The organism is Bauldia litoralis, assembly GCF_900104485.1.
Taxonomy (GTDB): Bacteria; Pseudomonadota; Alphaproteobacteria; order Rhizobiales; family Kaistiaceae; genus Bauldia; species Bauldia litoralis.
The window spans coordinates 456,054-474,499 of the sequence record NZ_FMXQ01000001.1 but is presented as its reverse complement, the minus strand read 5'-3'; the positions used below and the strand labels follow the sequence as shown (position 1 = coordinate 474,499).

Sequence of the window (18,446 nt, the reverse complement as noted above, 5' to 3'; positions counted from 1 at the left end):
GCAATGGTGAAGGGGGCGTTGCCGGAGCGGCGCGCCTAGCCTTCGCTCTTCTCGAGGACCGCGATAGTGACGCCGGCATCCGTCAGGAGTTCCAGACGGTTGCCATCCACCACCCAGCGGGAAACGTCCCGCAGGCCCTTGAGCAAGGCGCGCTCGGTGCGGGCGGCTTCCTGGCAATACATGCGGGTGGTCACGATCGGCCCGAAGGCGATCTGCTCGCCGTCGAGGGCGTACACGGCGGCGAGGTTGTTGCAACCGGTGCTGCCGGCGAGGCCGCCGCCGGGCTTGAAGACCAGATGCGCCTCGCGCCGCCCGACCTCGGCGGCGACGCCGCGGACCGAAACCAGTTTCCAGTGCGTATCGAGGATCGCGGTGTCAGGGGCGCTGGCGGCCATGGTGTGTGTCGCGGCGATGAAGGTCAGCCCGATCAGGGCGATCAGCGGTGCAAGAAGCTTCGGCACGGGAACCGTCTCCGTATTCTCATGCCCCCTTGGCCCGGACCCTGACACGGGAATTAAGGCAACACTTGGGGCCGGTGGCGCGCAGGGGGCGGGGCGGCCAACAAGAAGGGCCCCGGCATGACTGCCGGGGCCCTGAGCGCTTTGGGGGCGAGCGCTCCCGGGGAAGGAGCGCTGCCGGTAGACTTGCGAGCCTAGTGAGGGCCGGGCTGCACGACCTGCACCGGCTGGCCATCGATCGCGGTGGCTTCGCCAGCGGCACCGTCGGTCGCGGCGGCCTGTGCGGCGGTGAGCTTCTTGATGTCGTCCTCGCTGAGAACCGGACGGTCGATCTTGAGCGTCAGCTTGTCGAGCCTGGCGGTCAGGGCGAACGGCGGCTTGTAGTCGGCATCGTTAACGCCGGTCAGCGTGTCGGAGCCAATGTCGAAGCTCTCGTCCCATTGCAGGATCATCGGCATGGTGCGCTCCAGCTTCTCGGTACTCACGACCTTGCCGTCGACCGACAACGTGCCGGTTCCGCCACGTCCGAGGCCGCTCATGCTGTTGTAGACGAGCGTCCCGACCCCGAGGCCGTCATACTTGAAGTCGAACTCGATCGTGTGCTTGCCGGGCGCCAGCGCGTCCGGGCCTTCCCACTTCGGCCGCTTCAGGTCGACGAGATTCCACAGGAACACCGGCTTGCTGTCCTTGAGGTAGAAGCCGTAGCCGCCGAAGCGACCGCCAGACGTGACGATCATCCCCTCGGCCCCGCCTTCCGGCACCTCGATCTCCGCGGTGAAGGTGTAGGAGGTGTTGAGGATCGACGGGGAGTCGCCCTGGGGCAGCCCGGTCATCGGGTGGGTATAGGTGAACTCGGTCCGCCCGGCGGTAATGTTGGGGCGGGGCGCGACGATGCGCGCGGCGACCGAAGCATCCATCGGGAAGACTTCGTATTCTTCCGCCTCCCGGATGAACAACTCCTTCATCTCCTGCACCTTGTCAGGATTCTTGTCGGCGATGTTCTGAGACTGGCTGTAGTCCCTGGTCAGGTCGTAAAGTTCCAGCACCTGATTGTTGAGCGGATCGGGGTTGGCCGGGCCGAACGCCTCCCACGGCGCACGGTTGACCTTGGTGCTCAGCAGCCAGCCTTCGTGATAGAGCGCCCATTGGCCCATCATCTCGAAATACTGGGTCTTGTGCCGGGAGGGCTCCTTCTCGTTCTCCTTGTCGAAAGTATAGGCGAAGCTGGTACCTTCGATCGGCGCCTGGGTGATGCCGTCGACGGTTTCCGGAGCCGGGATGCCGGTCACCTCGAGGATGGTCGGCACCACGTCGATGACGTGCATGAACTGGTCGCGGTGTCCGCCCTTGTCCTTGATCCGCGCCGGCCAGGCGACGGCCATGTTCTGGCGGATGCCGCCGAGCTTGGAGGCATTCTGCTTGAACCAGGTGAACGGGGTGTCGAAAGCCCAGGACCAGCCCGCCGACATGTGATTGTACGTCTCTTCGGTGCCCCAGACGTCGTACCATTTCATCTGCACGTCGATCGGCATCTTGCTGATACCGTTGAAGTAGGCGACCTCGTTGGGCGTACCCCACAACCCGCCTTCGGCGCTCGTTCCGTTGTCGCCGTTGATGTAGATGATCAGCGTATCGTCGAGCTTGCCCATGTCCTCGATGGTCTGGATGACCCGCCCGATCTCGTGATCGCTGTAGGCCGCATAGGCGGCGAAGATCTCGACCTGACGGATGAACAGCTTCTTCTGCGTTGCGTCCAGCTTGTCCCAGTCCTCGATCACATCCGAGGGCCATGCCTCGAGCTGCGTGTCCTGAGGGATCACGCCGAGCTTCTTCTGGTTCTCGAAGATCTGTTCGCGCAGCTTGTTATAGCCCTCGTCGAAGAGATGCATGTCGCCGATCTTCTTGACCCACTCCTTGGTCGGGTGGTGCGGCGCATGGGTGGCGCCCGGCGCGTATTTGATGAAGAATTTCTTGTCCGGCTGGGTCTGGTTCACCCGGTTCAGGTAGTCGATGGCGTCGTCCGCCATCGCCGTGACGAGGTTCCAGCCCGGCTTGCCCTCGAACGGGTAGATCTGCGTCGTATTGCGGAACAGGTTGGGCTGCCACTGGTTGGCGTCGCCGCCGACGAAGCCGTAGAAATACTCGAAGCCCATGCCGGTCGGCCACTGGTCGAACGGTCCGACCGAACTGGCGGCGAAAGCCGGGGTGTTGTGATCCTTGCCGAACCACGCGGTGGCATAGCCGTTGTCGAGCAGAACGCGCCCGACCGTCGCCTTGTCCTCCGGAATGATGCTGTTGTAGCCGGGGAAGCCGGTCGACTGTTCGGAGATGACCCCGAAACCGGCCGAATGGTGGTTGCGGCCGGTGATCAGCGCCGCACGGGTCGGCGAACAGAGCGCAGTCGAGTGGATATTGGTGTAGCGCAGGCCCATCTCGGCCACGCGATCGAGCGCCGGGGTCGGAATCACGCCACCGAAGGTGCTCGGGACGCCGAAACCGGCGTCGTCGGTGATGATGAGCAGGATGTTGGGAGCGTCTTCGGGCGGAACGATGCGCGGCGCCCACCATGGCGTCGACTTGAGTGCATCGTTCTCGATCTCGCCGCCAAACTTCGGTTGGGGGGCCGGCAACTGGTCGCCGGGTATCGTGGTCGTGGCGCTTGGCGAGCCGAGCTCGCCCGTGACCGTCTGCGCCGCCGCGGGCGCGATAATGGCCATGCCCAACAGACTGGCGGCGAACAGTGCGACAGTGGATTTCATCAAGTGGCGCTCCCTTTGACGGCTCGATGCGCGCATTCTTGCGCACACGCGATCCAGACCAGTGCCCAGTAATTCCCTTTCCGGGATCAGGCGCCACGTATCGAACGTGGAGTCACGTGGAGACGGCTGGCCGAATGGATCGCGATCCATTATTCAACGAAGCCAACGTGGGCCTGGCGACCATCCATGCGGTTGGATGACGCCGGGATCGACAATCGACCCGGTCCAACCGCTGGTTGCCGGCCGCAAACCATGGCTTGCAAGCGCTGTTAAGATTGGGGAAACCGCAAGCGTGGCAATGTCCGTCGATTCGTTCGACGCCGGAGGGCATCCTATCCGGATGATGGCGCAGTGATCGACCCACCAACGATGTTCATGGCGCTCATCGCTTCGACGATGGCGGCGGTGGTCCTGTTGCTGTGGTGCTACTGGCTCAACGCGAACCAGCGCTGCCTCTTGTGGATCGCCGCCAGCTTCTTCATCGCCTCGGTCGCGACCTTCCTGCTGGGCGGACGCGGCAAGATGCCGGACTGGCTGTCGATCGATGCCGGCGTCGCCCTTCTCCTCTTCGGAATCAGCCTGACCTGGGCGGCGATGCGGGTCTTCAACGGGCGGGCGGTGAAGCCCTGGGTCCTGCTGATCGGTCCCGTCGCCTGGGTGATCGCCTGCCGGGTGCCCGCCTTCTACGATGCCGCCGGCCTGCGCGTGATGATCGGCTCGCTGATGAGCGCCGCCTATTTCGCGGCGGCGGCATGGGAGATCGGCTCGACCAAGGACGGCCTCCGGACGCGATTCGCGGTGGCCGCGATTCTCCTGCTCCATGCCGGATTCGTGTTGATGCGTGCGCCGCTGATCCTGATGGACCAGCCATCGCAGGGCGTCTTTTCAGGCGTGTGGTTCGGCATAGCGACTCTCGAATCCGCGATCTTCATTCAGGTCATCGCCTTCCTGATGGTGTCGATGATCAAGGAGCGGGTCGAGAGCCAGCTCCGCGCGGCGGCGCTGACCGATCCGCTGACCGGTATCGGCAATCGCCGGGCCTTCTTCGAAGCCAGTTCGGCGGTCGTCGCCCACAACGCCCGCCATAGCCGGTCAACGGCGACGATCGTCCTCGATCTCGACCGGTTCAAGGACATCAACGACAGGTTCGGCCATCCTGTCGGCGACGCCGTGATCCAGGCTTTCGCGGCCACAGCGAAGAAGCGGCTTCGGGCCGCCGACGTCATCGGTCGGCTCGGCGGCGAAGAGTTCGCCGTCACCCTGTCGGAAACGACAAGCGAGCAGGCGTCGCTGGTCGCGCAGCAGCTGAACGACGCCTTTGTCGCCGCGGTCAAGGCGATGGCCGTTCCCGGGCTTCGGTGCAGCGCGTCGGCCGGCGTCTCATCGTCGCCGGGAACGACGGTCTCGCTGGAGGACCTTCTGGAACTTGCCGACTGCGCGCTTTACGAGGCCAAGACGCTTGGCGGCGGCAAGGTGTGCTCCGATTTTTCGCGCGAAGGCCTGAAGGCCAGCGCCGCGTGATCCTCAGTCCGGTTGGCGCAGGACGGTGTGGGTCTCCTGAGACGGTGGCGATGCCGTCGCGGTTTCCGGTTCAGGATACGGCGAGGCGAATGCCGTTCCTCGCAAATGCGGTCCGCGCCGTTTCGCTCACCCGCTCGACCTCGGCCGGCAGGGACCCGACGGGCACCGGCCGGGAGAAGAAGTAGCCCTGGATGGCGTCGCAGCCGGCGGCGCAGAGGACCACCACCTCGGCCTCGGTCTCGGCACCCTCGGCGACGATCTGCATGCCGAGGCCCTTGCCGAGGGCGACCATGCCGTTGAGCAGGTTCTTCCTCTGCTCGTCGCTGTCGATATCGGTGACGAAGCTTCGGTCGATCTTGAGCTGGTTGAAGGGCAGCCGGTTGAGATAGCCGAGCGAGGAATAGCCCGTGCCGAAATCATCGAGCGACAGGGAAACGCCGAGTTCGCGCAGCGCCTCGACGGTGCGCAGCACCGTCCGATCGCCATGATTGACGAAAACGCTTTCGGTGACCTCCAGGCAGAGATAGCGGGCCGGCAGGTTCGCGGCCTCCAGCGCCGCGACCACGACCGCCCGAAAATCCGATTGCCGGATCTGTGTCGGCGAAACGTTGACGGAGATCCGTTGAAAGTCGAAGCCGTCGTCGAGCCATTGGCGCGCCACCCGGCAGCTATGGTTGAGCACCACCTTGCCGAGATCGATGATCAGGCCGGATTCCTCGGCGATCGGAATGAACTCCGCCGGGGGGATGTCGCCACGGGTCGCGTGATGCCAGCGGGCCAGCGCCTCGACGCCGAAGAGGCCGAAATCGGCCGACCGGATCTGGGGCTGGAAATGCAGGGTCAGTTCATCCGCATCGATCGCCTCGCGCAGGGCGCGGGTTGTCACCGCGCGGTTGCTGGCGGCTTCGCTCATCTCGTCGGTGAAGAAGCAGTAGCGGCCCCGGCCGCCGGTTTTCGCCTGGTTGAGCGCCAGCTCGGCATTGCGGATCGCGTCCTGCGTCGACCGGGCATTGGCGGGAAGCAGGACGATGCCGATGCTGCAGCCGGTCTGGACTTCAGCCTGCGGCAGGCGGAACGGCTTCGCCATGCGTTGCAGCACGGCGGCGGCGAGGGCCTCGACATCTCCGGCCCCGGTGCGGCCCTCCGTGACAATCGCAAATTCGTTGCCGCCGATGCGGGACAGGGTTTCGCCGGGACGGAGCTCGGCCTTGAGGGCCGCGGCGACCTGCGCCACAAGCGCGTCGCCGGCGGCGTGGCCGAAAGCCTCGTTGACGCCGCGAAAACCGTCGATGTCAACGACCAGCAGGGCCGCCGATGACGGCTCCCCCGCCTCGAAGATCGCGTCGAGGCTGCGCAGGAAGCGCGATCGGTTGAAGACGCCGGTGAGCTGGTCGTAATAGGCCAGCTGCTCGAGCTTGTTCTGCATGGAGACCACTTGGGCCATGCCGGCGGCAAGCGTGCCGATCTCGTCCTTGCGGCCCAGATACGGGACGTCGGCGTCAACCTCGCCGATGGCGACGCGATGGGCGAAGGCGCCGATGGCGCGCAGCGGACGGAAGGCGCGGTAGAGGAGATACGCGCCGATCGTGGTGACGACAAACAGCAGGAGAGCGGTCGAAATCAGGATGTCCGACTGCAGTTCGGTCCGCGCCCGGACCAGATCGTCGACCCAGCCGACGTCGACGGCGAGGGCGCCGACGACCGTCCCGCCGGAATCGAGCATCGGCGTCAGGTAGGCGAGGCGGAAACGGTCGAGGACCCTGACCTCGCCGGTATAGTGGCGGCCGGCAAGCAGCGAGGCGTAGGCGGCGTGCGCCTCGCCGAGCGATGCGTTGCGGGCGAGCGATCCGTCCGGGTTGCGCAGGGTCGTCGCGAAACGATCGAACAGCATGGTCTCGCGGTTGAGGCAGAAGACGTTGGCGCTGCCCTGGTTGGTCGCGGCGATCTCCTCGACAAGCGCGTCGAATTTCGGCGAGGTCTTGAGGAACGCGGCGTCGAGGCCGGGCGACAGGCGGATGGCGAGCGGCGTTCCGGTGTCGTCACGTTCGATCAGGAACATGCCGGCAAAGGTGCCGGCGGTGATCGCCGCGGCCGCCCTGGCGGCTCGATCGATCCGGACCTCGGCGTTGTCCCGGGTGGCCTCGTCGAGCTTGAGATAGCCGACGCAGCCCATCACCACGATCCCGATGCTGACGAAGGTCAGCAGAACCAGGGTGGCGCGCGCCGGAAGCGAGGAAAAGGCCGACCTGATGCGTCCGAGGGTGGTGTTCACGGCCTCGATTGGACCTTTCGTTCAACGGCGAAGTATCGCGTAATTGTTTCACTGAAAGGATTAACGGGCCAGTCCTCGCCGAAGCATGGCGCGGTCGGGTTAAGCGGACATTGCTTCGATAGCCGAGAAAACAGATTTCGCTTTTTTTATCAATGAGTTCAAGACGGGGCGGGGCGAAGCCGCCGGGGTCAGGCGGCCTGGCGCTTCGGCTGGATCAGCTTGCGGTTGATCAGCAGCTCGGCGATCTGGACGGCGTTGGTCGCGGCGCCCTTGCGCAGGTTGTCGGAAACGACCCACATCATCAGGCCATTCTCGACGGTCGAATCCTCGCGGATGCGGCTGATATAGGTGGCGTCCTCGCCGACCGCCTCGATCGGCGTGATGTAGCCGCCGTCCTCGTGCTTGTCGATGACCAGGCAGCCCGGCGACTCGCGCAGGATATTGCGCGCCTCGTCGGCGCTGATCGCCTTTTCGAACTCGATCGCGACCGCCTCGGAATGGCCGACGAAGACCGGCACGCGGACGCAGGTCGCGACCAGCTTGATCTTCGGGTCGAGGATCTTCTTGGTCTCGGCCATCATCTTCCATTCCTCCTTGGTCGAGCCGTCTTCCATGAAGACGTCGATATGGGGAATGACGTTGAAGGCAATGCGCTTGGTGAACTTGGTCGCCTCGATGGGATCGGCGACGAAGACGGCGCGGGTCTGGTTGAACAGCTCGTCCGAGCCCTCCTTGCCGGCGCCGGAGACCGACTGGTAGGTCGAGACGACGACGCGGGTGATGGTGGCGGCGTCGTGGAGGGGCTTCAGGGCGACGACGAGTTGGGCGGTGGAGCAGTTGGGATTGGCGATGATGTTGCGCTGGGTGAAGCCGGCCACGGCGTCGGCATTGACCTCCGGCACGATCAGCGGGACGGCGGAATCATAGCGCCAGGCAGAGGAATTATCGATGACGACACAGCCCTGATCGGCAATGCGCGGCGCCCATTCCTTCGAGACCGAACCGCCGGCCGACATCAGGCAGATGTCGGTGTCGGAGAAATCGTAGGTGTCGAGCGCCTTGACCTTCAACGTCTTGTCGCCGAAGGAGACCTCGGTGCCCTGGCTGCGCCGGGAAGCCAGCGCGACGACCTCTCCTGCGGGGAAGCCGCGCTCTTCGAGAACGGTCAGCATCTCCCGGCCGACGTTGCCGGTGGCGCCCGCTATCGCGATCTTGTAACCCATGATGTCTTGCTCCGGTTCGTTGTCGTCAGGCGTCGACGCTGCTTGTGGAATTCGATCGCGACCCGTCGCTGCCCACCGGCAGACCGACGGAGAAGGCCGGCGGCGGGTGGCTCCGAGTCAGTTGGATTTCGAGCGCGGTTTCGGCATAGGATCGCCGCGGCGGGCATCTGCCGATCCGCAGGGATCAAATATTAACGCCGGGCGCGAGATCATGGGCTCTTCCAGAAATCCGCGCTCCTTCTACGCGAACCCCCGATTGTGTCAATGTTCATGCGTATCGCCCTGTTCTTCCTTGCCTTGATCGCCACCCTCGCTCCGGTGGAGGCTGGCGGCGGCAAGCGCCTGTTCGGCTCCGAAATCCGGCTGGCGCTGAGCGGGGTGACGCTTGACGGCGTCTACAGCGACAGCCTGTTCTTCAGCGAGACCTATTTCGAGGACGGGCTGATCCGCTATCACGACGTCAACGGCGCCGATTCCGGCGAATGGACGATCGAGGACGATACCTTCTGTACCTTCTACGAAAGCCTGAACGGCGCCTGTTTCTTCGTCGAGCGGCATGGCGCGAACTGCTTCAGCTTCTTCGAGGCGCTGGAGGACGATAACGGTCGCATCCGGCCGGCGGCCGACTGGACCTCGCGCGGCTGGAACCGGGACGAGGACCCGACCTGCCCGACGCCGCCCGAGGCGGAGATCTAGTCGAAAGGGCTTCCGCCGCTGAGAACAGGCGCGGAACTTCGGCTCAGCGCGTCGGGATCGGGGTTTCGCCGCTGTAGTCGTAGAAACCGCGACCGGCCTTGCGGCCCAGCCACCCGGCCTCGACATATTTCACCAGCAGCGGGCAGGGCCGGTACTTGGAATCGGCGAGACCTTCGTAGAGCACCTGCATGATCGACAGGCAGGTATCGAGGCCGATGAAGTCGGCAAGCTGCAACGGGCCCATGGGATGGTGGGCGCCAAGCCGCATGGCGGTGTCGATGGCATCGACCGTGCCGACGCCCTCATGCAGCGTGTAGATCGCCTCGTTGATCATCGGCAGCAGGATGCGGTTGACGATGAAGCCGGGGAAATCTTCCGCGACGACGATGGTCTTGCCGAGCCGGGCGACGAATTCGCGGGCGGAATCGAAGGTTGCCTGGTTGGTGGCAATGCCACGGATGACCTCGACCAGCTCCATCACCGGCACCGGATTCATGAAATGGATGCCGATGAAGTGTTCGGGCGAGGTTGTCTCGGCGGCCAGCCGGGTGATCGACAACGATGACGTGTTGCTGGCGAGGATGGCGCTGGGCTTCACGATCGGCTTGAGGTTGGCGAAGATCTCGCGCTTGACCGCCTCTTCCTCGGTGGCGGACTCGATCACCAGGTCGCAGCCGGCGAGCGCGTCCATGTCGGGCGCCGCGGCGATGCGGTCGAGGGCGGCATTTCGATCGGACTCGGTGATCTTCTCGGATGCGGCCTGACGCGCCATGTTGCCGCTGATCGTCGCGAGGCTCGACTTGATGCGGTCCTCGGAAACATCGTTGACCAGGACATCGAAGCCGGCCAGCGAGCAGACATGAGCGATGCCGCTGCCCATCTGTCCCGAGCCGATGATGCCGATCGTCTGAATCTGGTGCGCCATTTATTCCTTGCCGGTCACTCGCGCCGCAATGCAGCAATCGGCATCCCGGCCCTGCTTGTCAAGGAGAGCGCGCCAACATTGCCCCAAAATCGGCCGGCTCGCCACCGTGGGTGGATCAAAGCGCCTTTTCGAGTTCCGGCAACAACTCGAAGATGTCGCCGACGAGGCCGTAATCGGCAACCTGGAAGATCGGCGCTTCCGGATCCTTGTTGATCGCGACGATGACGCGCGAGTCCTTCATGCCGGCGAGGTGCTGGATGGCGCCGGAAATCCCGCAGGCGATGTAGAGTTCCGGGGCGACGACCTTGCCGGTCTGGCCGACCTGCAGGTCGTTGGCGGCATAGCCGGCATCGACGGCGGCGCGCGAGGCGCCAATCGCGGCGCCGAGCTTGTCGGCGAGGGGTTCGAGATAGGCCTTGAAGTTTTCCGCCGACTGGAAGGCGCGGCCGCCGGAAATGATGATCCTGGCCGAAGTCAGTTCCGGTCGCAGCAGTTCCGGAATCTCGGCCGAAACGAAGGTGGAGGCGTCGCCCGAGGCGGCCTCGGTGGCGACGGTCTCGATCGGCGCGGGGCCACCGGCGGGCGCCGGGGCGAAGGCCGAGCCACGGACGGTGACGACTTTCTTCGCGTCGGCCGAGCGGACCGTCTCGATGGCGTTGCCGGCATAGATCGGCCGCACGAAGGTGTCCGGTCCCTCGACCCCGATGATGTCGGAGACCTGGGCGACGTCGAGCAGCGCGGCGACGCGCGGCATGACATTCTTGCCGAAGGTCGTCGCCGGGGCGACCAGCGCATCATACGGACCGGCCATCGCAACGATCAGCGCGGCAAGCGGCTCGGCCAGGCGATGAGCCAGGCTGTCGGCATCGGCGGTCAGCACGCGGGAGACGCCGGCCAGCCCGGCGGCGGCTTCCGCCGCCTTGCCGCAATCCTTGCCGGCGACCAGCACATCGACGTCGCCGCCCATTTCGAGCGCGGCGGTCAGCGTCCGCGCGGTGGCCTCGGTGAGCGTTCGGTTGTCGTGCTCGGCGACCAGAAGCGTCTTCACAGGACCCCTGCCTCGTTCTTCAATTTGTCGACCAGTTCGGCGGGTGATGCGACCCGGACCCCGCCGCCGCGTGCCGGCGGCGCCTCGACCTTCAGCACCTGCAGCCGTGGCGCGAGATCGACGCCGAGCTCCTCGGCGGTCGTCTCGTCGACCGGCTTCTTCTTCGACCGCATGATGTTCGGAAGCGAGGCGTAGCGCGGCTCGTTGAGGCGAAGGTCGGTGGTGACGACCGCCGGCAGGGTCAGCCGCACGGTCTCGAGGCCGCCGTCGATTTCGCGGGTGACGGTCACCGTCTCGCCGTCGATGACGACCTTCGAAGCGAAGGTGCCCTGCGGCCAGCCGAGAAGTGCTGCGAGCATCTGTCCGGTCTGGTTGCAATCGTCGTCGATCGCCTGCTTGCCGAGGATGACGAGCGTCGGCTCCTCCTTCGCCACCACCGCCTTCAACGCCTTGGCAACGCCGAGCGGCTCGACGGGCTGGTCGGCGCGGACGAGGATGCCGCGATCGGCACCCATCGCCAGCGCCGTGCGGATGGTGTCGATCGCCGCGGCAGGGCCGATCGAGACGACGACGATCTCCTCGGCCTGTCCGGCTTCCTTCAGCCGCAGGGCTTCCTCGACGGCGATTTCGTCGAAGGGGTTCATCGCCATCTTGACGTTGTCGAGGTCGACGCCGGAGCCGTCCGGCTTGACCCGGACCTTGACGTTGAAATCGACGACCCGCTTGACGGGAACGAGAATTTTCATTGGAGCAAACGCTTTCGGAATTTGCAGCTGTCGCGAGGGCGCGCGGACCCTATCGGCGGTCCCGGTTATCGTCAATCTTGCCCAAGGGTGCCGGCGCTGGCAGGGCCCGGGCGCGGTCGAACAGCGGCACGCCGCGGCGGCGCAGGAAGACGACGAGGATGGCGCCGGTGATCAAGCCGCCGATATGCGACCACCAGGCGACCTCGTCGCCGGGCTGGGCGACAAGGATCGCGTAGACCTGGAACAGCACCCAGAAGCCGAGGACCCAGAAGGCGCTGAGGCGGAGCGGGACGCGGGCGAGGACCAGCACCCAGACCTTCTGCCGGGGATGCAGCATGAGATAGGCGGCGACAATGCCGGCGACGGCGCCCGATGCGCCGATGACCGGCGCCTGGCTGGTCGGGTCGGTCAGGACATAGGCGTAGCCGGCGCCGATCGCGCACAGCACGTAGAAAATGATGAAGCGGACGTGGCCGAAGGCGTCCTCGACATTGTCGGCGAAGACCCAGAGGAAGACCATGTTGCCGACCAGGTGCCAGAGGCTGCCATGGAGGAAGGCGTAGGTGAGCAGGGTCATCTGGTCGGAAACGACCACGAGATCGTCGGGCAGGACGAAATAGTCGTTGAAGACCCCCGGGATCAGCCCGAAGGACAGCACCGCCGCCTGGCTGACCTCGGTGACGCCGCCGGATTCGACGAAGAAATAGACGAAGACGTTGATCGCGATCAGCGACCAACTGGCGTAAGGCCGACGGATATGGCTGAGAGCCTTGCCGTCATGGAGCGGAAAGATCGCCAGGTCGGCCTCCGCTCACCGTGTCCCGCCGGGAACCCAGAGCACGTCGCCGGCGCCGCCGTCATTGGCGGCGCGGGAAGCGACGAACAGGAAGTCCGACAGCCGGTTGACGTAGGTGACCGCGGCCGGATTGAGCGGCTCGTGGGCGTCGAGCTCGACCATGATGCGCTCGGCCCGCCGCGCGACGGTGCGGGCAAAATGGGTTGCCGCGGCGAGCGGCGAGCCGCCGGGCAGGATGAAGGAGGTCAGCGGCGCGAGGGCGTCGTTGAGTGCGTCGATCTCGGCTTCGAGGCGGGCCACCTGGGTCTCGATGATCCGCAGGCGCTCGCGCTGCTTGGCCTCGTCCTGCGGCACCGCGAGGTCGGCGCCGAGGTCGAACAGGTCGTTCTGGATGCGGGCCAGCATCGGATCGAGCGCGCCGGCCGCCGCATGGACGCGGGCGAGGCCTATGGTGGCGTTGAGTTCGTCGATGGTGCCGATCGCCTGAAAGCGGAGATCGTATTTCGGCCGGCGTTCGCCGGTGCCGAGGGCGGTCGTGCCGTCGTCTCCGGTGCGTGTGTAGATCTTGTTGAGAACGACCATCGGATCTGCCGGGCTAGCGTGTCGAGAAATAGAGCGCGATCATCATTATCACGATGGCGGCGAATTGCAGGATCACGCGCCAGCGCATGAAGGTCTGCGAGCGGTTTCCCGCCTCGCCGCGCGCCATGTTGACGATGCCGAGGATCAGGACGATCAGCACGGCGGCAAGGGCGACATAGGTCGCGATCTGGAAGATATTCTCCATCAGGTCCGCCCGTTGCTGGCCGCGGCGGCGCGGCGAATCCCGGTGTGTTTCATGCGCCTGATATAGAGCCTCTGGCGGTTGCCGGCCATTGACGCAATCGCCACACCGGAAAAAGGCGTTTGGCCGGGCTTGCCGACGGGCGCGGGGCGGCGCAAGCTTGGCGCGAAGCCATGCGGGGGCCGACGATGCGGGGACTGACGGGAAAGCGGGTTCTGATCACCGGGGGATCGACGGGAATCGGCCGGGCGGCCGCGATCCGCTTCGCCGAGGAGGGGGCCAGCGTCGCGGTCAACTTTATCGGCGATCCGGAACCGGCGGAGGACCTGGTCGACGAACTCGGCGAGCTTTGCCCAGAGGGCGAGCACTACCTGGCGCCGGCCGACATTTCCGACGAGGACGCGGTCGATTCCCTGTTCGCCGGGGTGGTGGAGGCCTTTGGCCGACTCGACATCCTCGTCGCCAATGCCGGCATCAAGGTCGTCCACGAGCCGCATGAGGTGCTGATGGCCGACTACGACCGGCTGATGGCGATCAACCTGCGCGGCGCCTTCCTGACGGCGCAGGCGGCGGTCCAGCATTTCCTCGACACAGGCCACCCCGGCGCCATCGTCTTGACCTCCTCGATCCAGGCGCATTTCCCGGTCGAGGACGGGGCGATCGCCTATGTCATGTCGAAGTCGGGGATGACCGGGATGATCAAGGCATTGGCCCTGCGCTATGCGCGCGAGGGGATCCGGGTCAACGGCGTCGGCCCTGGTGCGACGCGAACGCCGATGAATGCCGATTTCGAGGAGGATCCGTCGATCGAGGCGGCGGTGATCCGGATGATCCCGGCGGCGCGGATCGCCGAAGCCGAGGAGATCGCGGCGGCGATCGCCTTCCTGGCCTCGGACGAGGCGTCCTATATCCACGGCCAGACGCTGCTGGTCGACGGCGGCATGGGGATCGGGCGGACCGGGTAGGTCAGGCGGCGCGGCGGCGGGAGCTTCCGGCGATCGCGGCCAGCGACAGCATCGCCTGACCGACGACCTCGGCCGAGATGGCGCTCTTGAGGCGGCTGTCGATCACCGCGCGGTTGAGGATGGCGAGCGCCCGCTCGATGCGCGGCACCGTCCAGATCGACAACTGTCGGGTGACCAGCGGCTTGCGGCGAAAGAAGATCTGCGGGCCGAGGGCGCGGTCGGCCGGCGTGCCGCCATCGACGGCGGCGCGGGCGCGGTGGAGCATGTCGAAATGGCGGAGCGCCGCCCCGGCGACGGCGAAATCGCCGGTGCCGGCGGCAATCAAGCGGCGGAAGAGGCGCGAAAATCCGTCGGCATCGCCGAGCGCCGCCGCGTCGACGGCTTCATCGACGGCGAAGGCTGAGGCATCGCCGACCACGGCGCGGACATCGTCGACGGTGATCTCGCCGTTGCCGGTGGCGTAGAGGCAGAGCTTGGCGATCTCGGAACGGCTGGCGAGGCGGTCGCCGCCGATCAACTCTTTCAGGGCGGTGCGGGCGTCGTTGCCGATACGCAGGCCCGCTGTCTCCGCCTCCTGATCGATGATGCGGTCGAGCGCCCGGGCGTCGTCGGCGTAGCAGACGATGGCGGCGGCATTCTTCGCGGCAGTGAAGAGCTTGCGAAGCGGCGCGGTCTTGCGCAGGTCGCCGGCGGAGATGACGACATAGGCGTCGGTCGGCGGGGCGGCGAGCATCGCCTCGACCGGGGCCAGCGACCAGTTGCCGGAGGCATGGACGCTGATGCAGCGGGTGCCGCCGAAAAGCGGGATCTCGTAGGCTTCGTCGGCGAGGCGCTGGGGATCGGCGGAGAGATCGGAGGAATCGAGGCGGACCTGGCTGAGCGGATCGGCGCCGGGTCCGGCGACACGGGCGGCGAAGGCCGCGGCCCGCTCACTGACAAGGCCGCTGTCGTTGCCGCAGATCAGGACCAGGCGAACAGACGGGTCGGGGCGGGAGAGGAACCGATCGATATCGGCGGCGCGAATCTCGACCACGGCCGCTCCGGCCCCTCAGGAACCCCTGGCGATCGCTGCGGCGACGCGAATGGCGATCGCCTCGGCGACGACGCCGGCGGCGCGATCCTCGGCGTCGATCTTGGCCCGCGAATTGGCGAAGGCCTGGTTGCTGCGGCTGTAGGAGGCCGTGCCACGGGCGGTATGCTTGACGATCGACTCGCCAGTATCGACCTTGGTGACCTCGTAGGTGGCGGCGACCTGGATCTGGTAGATCGGCGAGGCGTCGGTGCTGGTCAGGCCGAGGCCGACCTCCTTCGACGAGACGCTGAGCTTCATGCGGTAGATCGGATCGGAAATCGCGGCGCCGCCGGTCATCTGGAAGATGACCTCGTTCCGCACCTGCTGTCCGACGCGGGTGTTGACCGGCTGGACCGAAATGCGGGTCAGCGTCGCCTGGACGCGGCCGCCGCCGGCCGTCGGGCCGTAAAGCGGCTGCACCGTGCAGGCGGCAAGCCCGAACGTCGCCGCAAGGACGAAAAGGAAACCCCGGACGCCAAAGCGGCGCGACCTGCCGTGGTCAGACGACAACATTGACGATCCTTTTCGGTACGACAACGATCTTTTTAGGATCATTTCCCCCAAGCGCCCGAACGACGAAATCCAGCGCCATAACTGCCCGCTCTACGTCACCTTGTGACGCGTCCGACGAAATTGTCAATTCGCCACGCTTCTTCCCGTTCACCTGCACGGGCAAGACTATCACGTCCTCGACCAGAATCGAGCCGTCAAATTCAGGCCATGGGCTGTCGGCGACAAGATTTTCGTGACCGAGGGTGGCCCAGCACTCCTCAGCCAGATGCGGCATCATCGGCGCCATCATCCGGGTCAGGAGTTCGAGCGCTTCGCGCAAGGCATTGTCCAGCAAGGGGTCTTTGCCGGGCGGCGTGGAGGCTGCGGCGCCGATGGCATTGACCAGTTCGTACATCCGCGCCACCGCGACGTTGAAGCGAAGCAGGCCGATGCTGTCGCCGACCGCGGCAAGCGCCTTGTGGGCGGCCTTGCGCAGGGCGTCGGCGGCGTCGCTCTGACCGGCGGGAGCCTGCGAATCGGCGGCCGGAAGGTGCGGTGCGGTCTCCGCGACCAGCCGCCAGACGCGCTGGACGAAGCGAAAGGCGCCGGCGACACCTTCCTCGGTCCAGATCACGTCGCGGTCCGGCGGGGAATCTGAGAGCATGAACCAGCGGGCGGTATCGGCGCCGTAGCTGTCCATGATGTCGCTCGGATCGACGGTATTGCGCCGCGACTTCGACATCTTCTCGATCGGGCCGATCTCGACGGGTTCGCCGGTCGACAACAGGGTGGCGCTGCGCTTGCCGTCGTGCTCCTCGAGCCGGATTTCGGCCGGCGACAGCCACTTGCCGTTCTGGCCGGTGCCGAGGCGGTAGGTCTCGTGCACCACCATGCCCTGGGTGAACAGGCCGGCGAAGGGTTCGTCGAGGTCGAGATGGCCGGTGGCCTTCATCGCCCGGGTGAAGAAGCGGGAATAGAGCAGGTGCAGGATCGCGTGCTCGATGCCGCCGATATACTGGTCGACCGGCAGCCAGGCATTGGCGGCGTCCGGTTCGGTCGGCGTCTTCGCCCAGGGGGCGGTGAAGCGGGCGAAATACCAGGACGAGTCGACGAAGGTGTCCATGGTGTCGGTTTCGCGGGTCGCCGCGCCACCGCATTTCGGACAGGTGACGTGCTTCCACGTCGGGTGGTGGTCGAGCGGGTTGCCGGGACGACCGAAGGTCACGTCATGCGGGAGTTCGACCGGCAGGTCGGCGTCCGGCACCGGGACGATGTCGCAGGTCGGGCAGTGGATCACCGGGATCGGGCAGCCCCAGTAGCGCTGGCGCGAGATGCCCCAGTCGCGGAGGCGGTAATTGACCTCGCGGACACCCTGGGCATGGCCGTTGAGGGTCATCGCCTCGAGCCGCGCCGCCATCGCTTCCTTGGCGGCGGGGACATCCATGCCGTCGAGGAAATCGGAGTTGATCAGCCGGCCGTCATCGACATAGGCCTCGTCGCCGGTCGAGAACTGCTCGATCCAGGCGGCGAATTCCGCGCCGGTGTCGATCACCTCGAGGGGGGCGACCACCGGCTTGATCGGCAGGTGATACTTGGTGGCGAAATCGAAATCGCGCTGGTCGTGGGCCGGGCAGCCGAAGATCGCGCCGGTGCCGTAGCCCATCAGCACGAAATTGGCGACATAGACCGGCAGCTTCAGATTCTTGTCGATCGGGTGGGCGACGGTCAGGCCGGTGTCGAAGCCATGCTTCTCGGCGGTTTCCAGCGCTTCCTCGCTGGTGCCGGCGCGGTGGCATTCGGCGATGAAGTCGGCCAGGTCCGGCCGGTCGGCGGCAAGCGCCGTGGCCAGCGGGTGATCGGGCGAGACGGCGAGGAAACTGGCGCCGAACAAAGTGTCGTGGCGGGTGGTGAAGACCTCGATATGGTCGAAACCCTCCGGCGGCCGGTCATTGATGGCGAAACGAACGCGCATCCCCTCGGAGCGGCCGATCCAGTTCCGCTGCATGATGCGGACTTTTTCCGGCCAGCGGTCGAGGCCGTCAAGGGCGGCGAGCAGGTCATCATTGAAGGCGGTGATGCGGAAGAACCACTGGGTCAGCTCGCGCTGCTCGACGAGGGCGCCGGAGCGCCAGCCGCGGCCGTCGATCACCTGCTCGTTGGCAAGCACCGTGTTATCGACCGGATCCCAGTTGACCCGCGACTTGCGGCGATAGGCGAGGCCGGCCTTCTGGAGGTCGAGGAAGAGCTTCTGCTGCTGGGCGTAATAGTCGACGTCGCAGGTGGCGAATTCCCGCGTCCAGTCGATCGACAGGCCCATCAGTTTCAACTGATCGCGCATCGCCGCGATGTTCTGGTAGGTCCATTCGCGCGGGTTGATGCTGTTCTGGATCGCCGCGTTCTCGGCCGGCAGGCCAAAGGCGTCCCAGCCCATCGGATGGAGGACGTTGTGGCCGCGGGCGCGCATGTAGCGGGCGACGACATCGCCCATCGCGTAATTGCGGACATGGCCCATGTGAATGCGCCCCGACGGGTAGGGGAACATCTCCAGGACGTAGTATTTCGGCCGCGGATCGTCGTTGCGGGTTTCGTAGATGTGCCGCTCGGCCCAGGTGGACTGCCACCGGGCCTCGGCCTCTTTCGGATTATATCGTTCGCTCGCCATTACCGGAAACGCGTCGAAAACCTTGTT

Annotated in this window: 16 protein-coding genes; 3 read left to right on the top strand and 13 right to left on the bottom strand. The window is 65.8% G+C overall.

Going from position 1 to position 18,446, the window contains the following annotated elements:
- Nucleotides 1–35: 35 nt before the first annotated feature.
- Complete coding sequence (locus BLT60_RS02210; protein ID WP_090874566.1) at nucleotides 36–461, bottom strand: META domain-containing protein; 426 nt, start codon at nucleotides 459–461, stop codon at nucleotides 36–38.
- A 191-nt stretch (nucleotides 462–652) separates the two neighbouring features.
- Nucleotides 653–3,217: an arylsulfatase gene (locus tag BLT60_RS02205; RefSeq protein WP_090874565.1), complete on the bottom strand. Its 2,565-nt coding sequence runs from the start codon at nucleotides 3,215–3,217 to the stop codon at nucleotides 653–655.
- Between the two features lie 351 nt (nucleotides 3,218–3,568).
- On the opposite strand from BLT60_RS02205, the gene BLT60_RS02200 reads away from it, so the two are divergent.
- Nucleotides 3,569–4,738, top strand: a complete 1,170-nt coding sequence (locus BLT60_RS02200) for a GGDEF domain-containing protein (RefSeq protein WP_139167738.1) — start codon at nucleotides 3,569–3,571, stop codon at nucleotides 4,736–4,738.
- 70 nt (nucleotides 4,739–4,808) lie between these two features.
- On the opposite strand, the gene BLT60_RS02195 is transcribed toward BLT60_RS02200, so the two are convergent.
- Both BLT60_RS02195 and BLT60_RS02190 read right to left on the bottom strand, forming a co-directional pair.
- Nucleotides 4,809–7,010, bottom strand: coding sequence for a putative bifunctional diguanylate cyclase/phosphodiesterase (locus BLT60_RS02195; protein WP_090874563.1), 2,202 nt, complete (start codon nucleotides 7,008–7,010; stop codon nucleotides 4,809–4,811).
- A 188-nt stretch (nucleotides 7,011–7,198) separates the two neighbouring features.
- Nucleotides 7,199–8,233: an aspartate-semialdehyde dehydrogenase gene (locus tag BLT60_RS02190; RefSeq protein WP_090874562.1), complete on the bottom strand. Its 1,035-nt coding sequence runs from the start codon at nucleotides 8,231–8,233 to the stop codon at nucleotides 7,199–7,201.
- A 264-nt stretch (nucleotides 8,234–8,497) separates the two neighbouring features.
- Between BLT60_RS02190 and BLT60_RS02185 the strand changes: the two genes are divergently transcribed.
- Nucleotides 8,498–8,929 carry a hypothetical protein gene (locus BLT60_RS02185; RefSeq protein WP_090874561.1) on the top strand — a complete coding sequence of 144 codons (432 nt, stop codon included), beginning with the start codon at nucleotides 8,498–8,500 and terminating at the stop codon, nucleotides 8,927–8,929.
- A 43-nt stretch (nucleotides 8,930–8,972) separates the two neighbouring features.
- Here BLT60_RS02185 and BLT60_RS02180 read toward each other — a convergent pair whose 3' ends face one another.
- The 6 genes from BLT60_RS02180 to BLT60_RS02155 all read right to left on the bottom strand — a co-directional run bounded on the left by BLT60_RS02180 (nucleotide 8,973) and on the right by BLT60_RS02155 (nucleotide 13,231).
- Nucleotides 8,973–9,854: a 3-hydroxybutyryl-CoA dehydrogenase gene (locus BLT60_RS02180; RefSeq protein WP_090874560.1), complete on the bottom strand. Its 882-nt coding sequence runs from the start codon at nucleotides 9,852–9,854 to the stop codon at nucleotides 8,973–8,975.
- A 115-nt stretch (nucleotides 9,855–9,969) separates the two neighbouring features.
- Nucleotides 9,970–10,902: an electron transfer flavoprotein subunit alpha/FixB family protein gene (locus tag BLT60_RS02175; RefSeq protein WP_090874559.1), complete on the bottom strand. Its 933-nt coding sequence runs from the start codon at nucleotides 10,900–10,902 to the stop codon at nucleotides 9,970–9,972.
- Nucleotides 10,899–11,648 (bottom strand): electron transfer flavoprotein subunit beta/FixA family protein, encoded by a 750-nt coding sequence (locus BLT60_RS02170; protein ID WP_090874558.1) that lies wholly within the window; start codon nucleotides 11,646–11,648, stop codon nucleotides 10,899–10,901. The genes BLT60_RS02175 and BLT60_RS02170 overlap by 4 nt, the downstream gene beginning before the upstream one ends.
- Nucleotides 11,649–11,697: 49 nt before the next feature.
- Nucleotides 11,698–12,306 carry a rhomboid family intramembrane serine protease gene (locus BLT60_RS02165; RefSeq protein ID WP_244521109.1) on the bottom strand — a complete coding sequence of 203 codons (609 nt, stop codon included), beginning with the start codon at nucleotides 12,304–12,306 and terminating at the stop codon, nucleotides 11,698–11,700.
- 153 nt (nucleotides 12,307–12,459) lie between these two features.
- Nucleotides 12,460–13,026 carry a cob(I)yrinic acid a,c-diamide adenosyltransferase gene (locus tag BLT60_RS02160; RefSeq protein WP_090874556.1) on the bottom strand — a complete coding sequence of 189 codons (567 nt, stop codon included), beginning with the start codon at nucleotides 13,024–13,026 and terminating at the stop codon, nucleotides 12,460–12,462.
- A 13-nt stretch (nucleotides 13,027–13,039) separates the two neighbouring features.
- A complete protein-coding gene (locus BLT60_RS02155; protein WP_090874555.1) occupies nucleotides 13,040–13,231 on the bottom strand; it encodes a twin transmembrane helix small protein in 192 nt (63 codons plus the stop codon).
- A 185-nt stretch (nucleotides 13,232–13,416) separates the two neighbouring features.
- On the opposite strand from BLT60_RS02155, the gene BLT60_RS02150 reads away from it, so the two are divergent.
- The gene (locus BLT60_RS02150) at nucleotides 13,417–14,193 is read left to right on the top strand and encodes an SDR family NAD(P)-dependent oxidoreductase (protein WP_175478252.1); all 777 of its coding nucleotides are present in this window, start codon (nucleotides 13,417–13,419) and stop codon (nucleotides 14,191–14,193) included.
- 1 nt (nucleotide 14,194) lies between these two features.
- Here the strand turns inward: BLT60_RS02150 and holA are convergent, their stop codons facing one another.
- From holA to leuS, 3 genes are read right to left on the bottom strand one after another with little or no spacing between them, the layout of a single operon-like run.
- Nucleotides 14,195–15,226, bottom strand: coding sequence for a DNA polymerase III subunit delta (holA, locus tag BLT60_RS02145; protein ID WP_090874553.1), 1,032 nt, complete (start codon nucleotides 15,224–15,226; stop codon nucleotides 14,195–14,197).
- A 15-nt stretch (nucleotides 15,227–15,241) separates the two neighbouring features.
- On the bottom strand, nucleotides 15,242–15,778 hold the full coding sequence (locus BLT60_RS02140; protein WP_175478251.1) for an LPS assembly lipoprotein LptE: 537 nt from the start codon (nucleotides 15,776–15,778) through the stop codon (nucleotides 15,242–15,244).
- On the bottom strand, nucleotides 15,765–18,419 hold the full coding sequence (gene leuS, locus BLT60_RS02135; protein ID WP_090874551.1) for a leucine--tRNA ligase: 2,655 nt from the start codon (nucleotides 18,417–18,419) through the stop codon (nucleotides 15,765–15,767). Before leuS ends, BLT60_RS02140 begins: the two co-directional genes overlap by 14 nt.
- Nucleotides 18,420–18,446: the final 27 nt, after the last annotated feature.

What these genes read in the sequence shown, in the direction of transcription:
- BLT60_RS02205 (WP_090874565.1), bottom strand. Translation starts at nt 3,217, where the DNA reads ATGAAATCCACTGTCGCACTGTTCGCCGCCAGTCTGTTGGGCATGGCC.
- BLT60_RS02190 (WP_090874562.1), bottom strand. Translation starts at nt 8,233, where the DNA reads ATGGGTTACAAGATCGCGATAGCGGGCGCCACCGGCAACGTCGGCCGG.
- BLT60_RS02185 (WP_090874561.1), top strand. Translation starts at nt 8,498, where the DNA reads ATGTTCATGCGTATCGCCCTGTTCTTCCTTGCCTTGATCGCCACCCTC.
- BLT60_RS02180 (WP_090874560.1), bottom strand. Translation starts at nt 9,854, where the DNA reads ATGGCGCACCAGATTCAGACGATCGGCATCATCGGCTCGGGACAGATG.
- BLT60_RS02170 (WP_090874558.1), bottom strand. Translation starts at nt 11,648, where the DNA reads ATGAAAATTCTCGTTCCCGTCAAGCGGGTCGTCGATTTCAACGTCAAG.
- BLT60_RS02160 (WP_090874556.1), bottom strand. Translation starts at nt 13,026, where the DNA reads ATGGTCGTTCTCAACAAGATCTACACACGCACCGGAGACGACGGCACG.
- BLT60_RS02155 (WP_090874555.1), bottom strand. Translation starts at nt 13,231, where the DNA reads ATGGAGAATATCTTCCAGATCGCGACCTATGTCGCCCTTGCCGCCGTG.
- BLT60_RS02150 (WP_175478252.1), top strand. Translation starts at nt 13,417, where the DNA reads ATGCGGGGACTGACGGGAAAGCGGGTTCTGATCACCGGGGGATCGACG.
- BLT60_RS02140 (WP_175478251.1), bottom strand. Translation starts at nt 15,778, where the DNA reads ATGTTGTCGTCTGACCACGGCAGGTCGCGCCGCTTTGGCGTCCGGGGT.
- leuS (WP_090874551.1), bottom strand. Translation starts at nt 18,419, where the DNA reads ATGGCGAGCGAACGATATAATCCGAAAGAGGCCGAGGCCCGGTGGCAG.